Source organism: Pseudomonas sp. MWU13-2100, assembly GCF_023242365.1.
Lineage (GTDB): Bacteria > Pseudomonadota > Gammaproteobacteria > Pseudomonadales > Pseudomonadaceae > Aquipseudomonas.
The window spans coordinates 137,953-146,087 of record NZ_JALLIX010000013.1 but is presented as its reverse complement, the minus strand read 5'-3'; the positions used below and the strand labels follow the sequence as shown (position 1 = coordinate 146,087).

Sequence of the window (8,135 nt, the reverse complement as noted above, 5' to 3'; positions counted from 1 at the left end):
CCATATTCTGCCGAGTCTCGCGGCACACTAGACTTGGCCTTCACAATCCAAGCCTCTTCCCTGCCTCCTGGGGAGGGTCTTACCAGTACGAACTCGGCTATTTTCAGCCCGTCTCCAGCCTTTTTTAAACCGAGCTGCGCTCTATGGGAAAAAAATTGTCTTCCTCGTAAGGACCGAAGCGCATACCTGATTCGTCGAATTCAATACTCATCCCAGAGTCAGCTCCACTTCCTGTTCGTAAAGTCTGATGGACTCGTCAATGATCGGGTTATCCGGCATGCCTGCTTGCAGATCATCGGACGCCCAATGATCGTCGAGTGACGACAGAACAGGGATAGAGATCCTCTTCCTTTGCGCTGCCAAGTACAAAGCCTTCACGACAAAATAAGAGTGGCTGGCGATAAAAAACTGAATACCTCGCTCAGCAAGAGCAACAATAATTTCTATCAGTTTGCTGATGGCCACGGGGTGCAAAGCGGACTCAGGCTCGTCGATGAAAACGACCGAATCAACCGACAGATAACGATTACCTAACAACGTATCAAGAATCGAGATTTTCTTAATACCCTCAGCCGTTGCACCGATCTGAAATTTTTGGTTTCCCCTCTTGAACTGCCAGCGATTCGATCCGTTGTCGAACTCAACCTTACCACCCAGCATGTCTTCCAGATTTCTACGGGCTTTTGCAAAGTGCGCGTAATTCTTACCGCCAGTAGGTGACAGGCGAAGCCCCTTGGCCAAATCGTAATAGGTGTCATCGAAACCAAAGTCTTTATCGACCTCACGGCTCTTCAAGATAATATGTTGAAGAGAAAGCACTTCTTTCGGAGGTAAAAATATAGAATTGCTTTCCCGCGGGGCAACATGGTTCTCCAAAGAAACGATACTTTTAGTCGTGTCTTTACCAAAACCATAACGAAAGAGATGGTTATCGACTTTCACTTTGCAGGACAATGGACTGTCCGCGCTCTTTGTGACCAAATCACCAATCTTGTCTGTCTGGAAGGTCCAATACAATTTGTCGGCCAATATCTCCGCCGCTGTGCGCTGTTCATTTCCGCGCTGATACTCTTCCAGCGTACGCATGGTGCAATACAGAGCTTTGAGCAAGAAAGTTTTGCCACTGCCATTAGCGCCAATGACCAGATTGATACCTGAGAGATTTTCCCAGCTAATATCTTGCAAAGGTCCAAAATTATCTAACGCAACGCTATTGAGCATTGGTTGAAGCTCCGCTCTAGCCCGAAACCAGAAAGTGAGATTATCACTACCATTCTCTTACGGCCATCATGCCCCCCCAAAACAAAACAAGGATAAATCTCACAAAACATTGCGCTAGAGCTGGCTTGCCCCTCCACACCTATTCTCCATATCCTCAGAGCCGTCACGACACATTCGTGATCGGATTTGACGGTCCGGCTTCTAACGAGATACAACGCCCCCCTTGTACTGCCACGTGGGCACCTTCGTGCCCGTTGTATGGCTTTATGGCGGCTGTGCGTGGGGCACCTTCGGGTGCGCCGGGTTTCTCGTTTCCGGTCCGTCAACCTACGCACAGTTGCCACCCAGTCGTTTGACGGCGTCTGGTGGCGACCCAAAACGAGAATCTGAATGATGAAAAAGCCTACCAGCCACACCGTCCCCTTTGGTCGCTACAACGACACCGACGCAACACTCTTTAGTGTCAATGCCGGTGTGCCCCTGATCCACCTGCTGGAAAACGCATCCATTGCTCTCGACTGCTCTTGCGCACTAAACGAAGAGCTGGCCTATGGGGACAACGCCCGTCATCGCTCCTTGCGATGGACCGCTCTTCAGTTGGATGAAATGGCCAAAGCACTGATCGACGCAGCAGTGCTTGGTGTGCTGGCTGAACAATCCGCCGCGACTGAACAAACTCACTGAATGAGCTCAAGCCTGGTCTGGTTTTGTGGCGAGCGGGCTTGTCGGAACGCCGCACCACCGCGCTCAGCTGCGCAGCAGTCGCAAAACCGGCCACCTCGGTCTACCTGATGCACCAGATTCGCAGGTTTTAGGGCCGCTTCGCCACCCAGCGCGAGCAAGCCCGCTCGCCACAAGACCGTGTTCGGCCTTGAGTGAATAGCATTGGAACCATAAGCCAGCTTGCTGCGGCTAGCGTGCCGACGACATGTGTCCTGAGATTTATATCGCCTGATCGGACGCTATCGCCACGACCGGCTGCTCCTACAAAAGTCCATTTGTTAGAGTTTGTTTCGCGAAAGCTGGCTGAAAGCTTCACCCCATTAGCATCGCCCCGCCACCGCCACCAGACCGGTCGGCCACAGCGCGCGCCACAAGCGCTCCACGGCCCAACTAACAACAAAAATGGTGATACCGATGCTTGCTAAGACCCGCCTCTTCGTTGCGACCCCGCCCGTAACGCCCACGCTCGTCGTCCCGGCACTGACCCCAGTCGCCGTGCCTTTCCCTAGCCGCGTTACGCCCGGAGTACGCCCATGCTGACTTTCCTTGGCTTTGCCATGGTCATTACCTTCATGTACCTGATCATGACCAAGCGCCTGTCCGCGCTGATCGCCCTGATCATCGTCCCCATTGTCTTCGCCCTGTTCGGTGGCTTCGCCGCCGGTATCGGCAAGATGATGATCGACGGCATCACCAAGCTCGCGCCCACCGGCGTGATGCTGATGTTCGCCATCCTGTATTTCGCCCTGATGATCGACTCGGGTCTGTTCGACCCGGCCGTGCGCAAGATCCTCAAGCTGGTCAAGGGCGACCCGCTGAAAGTCTCGGTGGGTACCGCCGTGCTGGCCCTGGTGGTGTCCCTCGACGGTGACGGCGCCACCACCTACATGATCTGCGTCGCCGCCATGCTGCCGCTGTACAGCCGCATCGGCATGAGCCCGCGAATCATGGCCGGGCTGATCATCCTCGCCGGCGGGGTGATGAACATGACCCCCTGGGGCGGCCCGACCGCCCGTGCCGCCAGCGCGCTGCACGTCGACCCCTCGGATATCTTCGTACCGATGATCCCGGCCATGCTCGCCGGGGTTCTGGCGATCCTGGCCATTGCCTACTTCTATGGCCTGCGCGAGCGCGCGCGCCTGGGCGAGCTGCATGTCATCGGCGATGAGGTCGATCACAGCGAAATCAGCGTCTCGCAATTCCCCGACGCGCGCCGGCCGAAACTGATCCTGTTCAACGGCGCGCTGACCGTCGCCCTGATGGGCGCGTTGATCGCCGGCCTGCTGCCGTTGCCGGTGCTGTTCATGGTGGCATTCAGTATCGCCATGATCGTCAACTACCCGTGCCTGCAACAGCAAAAGGAGCGCATCGGCGCCCATGCCGGCAGCGTGCTGGCGGTGGTCGGACTGATCTTCGCCGCCGGTATCTTCACCGGCATCCTGTCCGGCACCGGCATGGTCGACGCCATGTCCAAGAGCCTGCTGGCGGTGATCCCACCGGCGCTCGGCCCGTACCTGGCGCCAATCACCGCGCTGGTGAGCATGCCGTTCACCTTCTTCATGTCCAACGACGCCTTCTACTATGGCGTGCTGCCGGTGCTCGCCGAAGCCGCCAGCCACTACGGCATCAGCGCCGTGGAAATGGCCCGTGCCTCGATCGTCGGCCAGCCCGTCCACCTGTTGAGCCCGCTGGTACCCTCGACCTACCTGCTGGTGGCCCTGGCCGGTATCGAGTTCGGCGATCACCAGCGCTTCACTCTCAAGTGGGCGGTGCTGGTGTGCCTGTGCATACTGCTGGCCGCGTTGCTGCTGGGGACCTTTCCGCTCTCCGGTAGTCTATAAGGCAATGATTCACTGTCGTATCGGCGCCGGCCTTCAGAACCTGAAGCCCGGCGCCGATATGGCTCAAACGTAAGTTCAAAGGAATAGATATGGATTGGCTGACCAACCCGGAACTCTGGGTGGCCTTTTTCACCCTGACCGCCCTGGAAATTGTCCTGGGCATCGACAACATCATCATGATCTCGATCCTGGTCAGCCGCATGCCCCGGCATATGCAGCAACGTACGCGGATTTTCGGCCTGGCCCTGGCGATGATCACGCGGATCCTCCTGTTGCTGTCGATCACCTGGGTCATGCGCCTGACCGACGACCTGTTCGTGGTCTTCGGCCAGGGGATCTCCGGACGCGACCTGATCCTGTTCTTCGGGGGCCTGTTCCTGCTCTGGAAAAGCTCCCAGGAGATCTACCACGGCATGGAAGGCGCGGAGGAGGCGGGCAACGGGCCGAAAGGCAAGGGCGGCAACTTTCTCTATACCATCATCCAGATCGCCATTATCGACATCGTGTTCTCCCTCGACTCGGTGATTACCGCCGTGGGCATGGTCTCCCATGTACCGGTGATGATCGCCGCGATCGTGGTGGCGGTGCTGGTGATGATGCTGGCCTCGAAGACCATCGGCGACTTCATCGACAAGCACCCGTCGCTGAAGATGCTCGCGCTGTCGTTCCTGATCGTGGTCGGCACCGTGCTGATCGCCGAAGCCTTCGACGTGCACGTGCCCAAGGGCTACGTCTACTTCGCCATGGCGTTCTCCCTGGCGGTGGAAGCGATCAACATCAAGATGCGCACGGCGATGCAGAAAAAGAAACAGGAGGAGCAAGCCGCGAAACGCCACTGAGGCAGTGGCGGGTCAATAACCCGGAGCACACCACCTGATTCTGTGGGAGCGGAGCTTGTCGGATCGCCGCACCGCCGCGAAGGGGGCCATGAGCCCGCTAAAAGCTTCGCGGGCAAGCTCCGCTCCCACAAGGTACGCGCCAGTGTCAGGCTCCCGCAGCGCCCCATGAAAATATGACATTTTTGTTTCAAGCCCGGCGCCGCTCATGCGATGCTGGCGCTCAGCCAAATAGCCAACTACAGCTTAAGGACAAGTCGTAGAAAAGGCACACGGCCACAATCCGAGCTTGCCCCGATGGGGCACCAGTCACCCCAGGGGGCCCTCCATGCTGACCCTGCTCAATCTGCTTTCCGCCGTGACCCTGCTGATCTGGGGCACGCACATCGTCCGTACCGGCATCCTGCGGGTCTACGGTTCACACCTGCGTCACGTCATCGGCCGCAACATGTCCAGGCGACCCTTGGCCTTTGTTGCCGGGATCCTGGTCACCGCCATGGTCCAGAGCAGCAATGCCACCGCCATGCTGGTTACGTCCTTCGTCGGCCAGGGCCTGATGGCGCTGACCCCGGCCCTGGCGATCATGCTCGGCGCCGACGTCGGTACCGCGCTGATGGCCCGGGTCCTGACCTTCGACCTGTCCTGGCTGTCGCCGCTGCTGATCTTCCTCGGGGTGATCTTTTTCCTCTCGCGCAAGCAGACCCGCGCCGGTCAACTGGGCCGCGTGGGCATCGGCCTGGGGCTGATCATCCTCGCCCTGCAACTGATCGTCGAAGCCGCCGCGCCCATCACCCACGCCCAGGGGGTGAAGGTGATGTTCGCCTCCCTGACCGGCGATATCCTCCTCGATGCCCTGGTCGGCGCGCTGTTCGCCATGGTCTCCTACTCCAGCCTGGCCGCCGTGCTGCTCACCGCGACCCTGGCCGGCGCCAATGTGATCAGTCTGCCGGTGGCCATCGGCCTGGTGATCGGCGCGAATATCGGCAGCGGTGTGCTGGCCTTTCTCGGCACCAGCATGCAGAACGCCGCCGGCCGCCAGGTGGCCCTCGGCAGCCTGCTGTACAAGCTGATCGGCCTGCTGCTGATCATCCCGGCGTTGAGCCCGCTGGCGCACTGGCTCAACCATCTCGACTTCAAACCCCAGGGAATCGTCATCGGCTTCCATCTGCTCTACAACACAGCGCGCTGCCTGGTGCTGCTACCTAGCGTCGGTCCGATGGCCCGGCTCTGTGCCTGGCTGCTGCCGGAACGCCCCGAGGCCAACGGCAAGGCCAAACCCCGCCACCTTGACCCCGCCGCCCTCGCCACCCCGAGCCTGGCCCTGTCCAACGCCGTGCGGGAAACCCTGCGCATCGGCGACCTGGTCGACAGCATGCTCGACGCCATGCTCAATGTACTCAATGGCAAGCAGACCGCTGTCGCCATCGAGATACGCCGCCTGTGCGAAGACGTCGAGGTGCTCTGCAGCGCGATCAAACTCTACCTGGCGCAGATGCCCCGCGAAGACCTCGGCGACCAGGACAGCCGACGCTGGGCGGAAATCATCGAACTGGCGGTCAACCTGAAGCTGGCCGCCGACCTGATCGAGCAGATGCTGCGCAAGGTACAACGGCAGAAGACCTCGCAGCGCCGCGGATTTTCCGAAGACGGCCTGGAGGAACTGACCGGGTTGCACCGGCAACTGCTCGACAACCTGCGTCTGGGCCTCACGGTGTTCCTCGGTGCCGATCCCCACAACGCGCGGCAACTGTTGCGGGAAAAACGCCGTTTCCGCGCCCAGGAACGGCGCCTGGCCCACGCCCATGTCAGTCGCTTGCAGCGCGGAGTGGTGCAGAGCCTGGAAACCAGCTCGCTGCATCTGGAGCTGATTGCCGACATGAAGCGCCTGAATTCGCTATTCTGCGGCAGCGCCTATGCGGTGCTGGAAACCACCGAGACCGGGGCCCTGGCCTCGGAAGAACTCGACGACATCAGCCAATCGTCTTGAACGTCCACGGTTCCAGCGTTGTCTGTGCGTAGGACCCTGCCTTCGGAAAATGGTTATGCGTTGCCTGCTGTTCGCCTGCCTGTTGCTCAATACCCTGCACGCCGCCGCCCTCGATCGCTTCCAGATCGAGGGTTATCAATTGCCCAATGGCCTGCAACTGCTGCTCAAACCCGGCAGCGAACGCGGCCACGTAGCGATCCGCCTGGTGGTGGGCGTAGGCTTCGACGATTTTTCCTGTGCCGACAAGGAGCTGCCGCACCTGCTCGAACATCTGTTGTTCAGTGGCGTCGATGCCAGCGGCGAAGGTGGGCTGGAAGCGCGCATGCAGGCCCTGGGCGGCGAATGGAACGCCTACACCAGTAACGCCGACACCACCTTCGTGATCGAGGCCCCGGCCGCGAACCAGCGCAAGATCCTCGACCTGCTGCTGGAGATCCTTACCCGCACCGACCTCAGTGCGAGCGCCATCGACGCCGCCAAGCAGGTGGTGGAGCGCGAGGAGGGCGGCCACTACTCGCACCTGCAGCGCTGGTTGGACCACCAGGACCTCGGTCACAGCGCCAGCAACCAGCTGGCGGTGGAGCTGGGACTCAAATGCGCCGAACGCGCCGATGTCCGGCACCTGACGCGGGAACAGCTGGAGGCCGTGCGCAAGAACTGGTACGCGCCGAACAACATGACCCTGATCATGGTCGGCGAACTCGATCGCCTGCTCCCGGCCTACCTGGACCGGGCCTTCGGCGCGCTGGAGCCGATCGAGCCCAATGACCACCTGCCATTGCCGGAAATCCATGACCAGGCCGCCGCCACGCAACGCGACCTGCCACGCGGCTGGGTCGGCAACGGCGCGAAAATCCACTGGTTTTTTCCGGAGCCGGCACTGGAGGGGCTGCCCGACGAAACCTTCGACCTGCTCAAGGACTATCTGGACTGGGCACTGTATCGGCACTTGCGCCTGGACCACGGTCTGTCCTATGGGCCGTGGAGCGAACGCGAAGTGCTCGGCGGCGTCGGCTTCTTCAGTGTCAACGCCGATGTCGAACGCAATAACCTGGACGACGCCCGGCAGGTGCTCGAACAACTCAGGGCACGCCTGCTCAAGGACGGGCTCGACCCGAACACCTTCGCCCGCCTGAAACAGGCCGCCATTGCCCGCCAGGCCTGGGCGGTGCAGGGCAACAGCGCCCTGGCCGACTACTACTGGGGGGCGCTGGGCGATTATGAGGACGGCCATTTTACCGACCCGGCCCAGGCCCTGCGGGCGGTGACACTGGCCGATGCCAACCAGGCACTGCGCCAACTGTTCAAGCAGCCGGGCTACCTACGGGTCGAAAAGCCGTTGCTCAGCGATGAGCAACTGGTCGGCCTGGGCGCCGCCTTGGCCGGCTTGCTGCTGATCGGACTGCTGGGCTGGCGGGCCTATCGACGCTAGACTGCGCTATCGTTCATCGCGAGCAAGCTTGCTCGCGATGGGCCACCACAGACACGACTAATCCGGCCTGAAACGGTATTGTGTCGCGATCTTTT

At 60.4% G+C, this 8,135-nt stretch carries 6 protein-coding genes; 5 read left to right on the top strand and 1 reads right to left on the bottom strand.

Annotation, left to right across the window (positions count from 1 at the left end; genetic code table 11):
• Positions 1-207: 207 nt before the first annotated feature.
• Positions 208-1,221, bottom strand: a complete 1,014-nt coding sequence (locus M5B99_RS11955; protein WP_248804208.1) for an AAA family ATPase — start codon at positions 1,219-1,221, stop codon at positions 208-210.
• 390 nt (positions 1,222-1,611) lie between these two features.
• Here M5B99_RS11955 and M5B99_RS11950 point away from each other — a divergent pair, with 390 nt between their 5' ends.
• The 5 genes from M5B99_RS11950 to M5B99_RS11930 all read left to right on the top strand — a co-directional run bounded on the left by M5B99_RS11950 (position 1,612) and on the right by M5B99_RS11930 (position 8,040).
• On the top strand, positions 1,612-1,905 hold the full coding sequence (locus M5B99_RS11950) for a DUF3077 domain-containing protein (protein WP_248804207.1): 294 nt from the start codon (positions 1,612-1,614) through the stop codon (positions 1,903-1,905).
• Positions 1,906-2,477: 572 nt separating this feature from the next.
• Complete coding sequence (locus M5B99_RS11945) at positions 2,478-3,785, top strand: CitMHS family transporter (RefSeq protein WP_248804206.1); 1,308 nt, start codon at positions 2,478-2,480, stop codon at positions 3,783-3,785.
• An 89-nt stretch (positions 3,786-3,874) separates the two neighbouring features.
• Positions 3,875-4,624: a TerC family protein gene (locus tag M5B99_RS11940; RefSeq protein ID WP_248804205.1), complete on the top strand. Its 750-nt coding sequence runs from the start codon at positions 3,875-3,877 to the stop codon at positions 4,622-4,624.
• 325 nt (positions 4,625-4,949) lie between these two features.
• A complete protein-coding gene (locus M5B99_RS11935; RefSeq protein ID WP_248804204.1) occupies positions 4,950-6,608 on the top strand; it encodes a Na/Pi cotransporter family protein in 1,659 nt (552 codons plus the stop codon).
• A 55-nt stretch (positions 6,609-6,663) separates the two neighbouring features.
• Positions 6,664-8,040, top strand: a complete 1,377-nt coding sequence (locus M5B99_RS11930) for a M16 family metallopeptidase (protein WP_248804203.1) — start codon at positions 6,664-6,666, stop codon at positions 8,038-8,040.
• Positions 8,041-8,135: the final 95 nt, after the last annotated feature.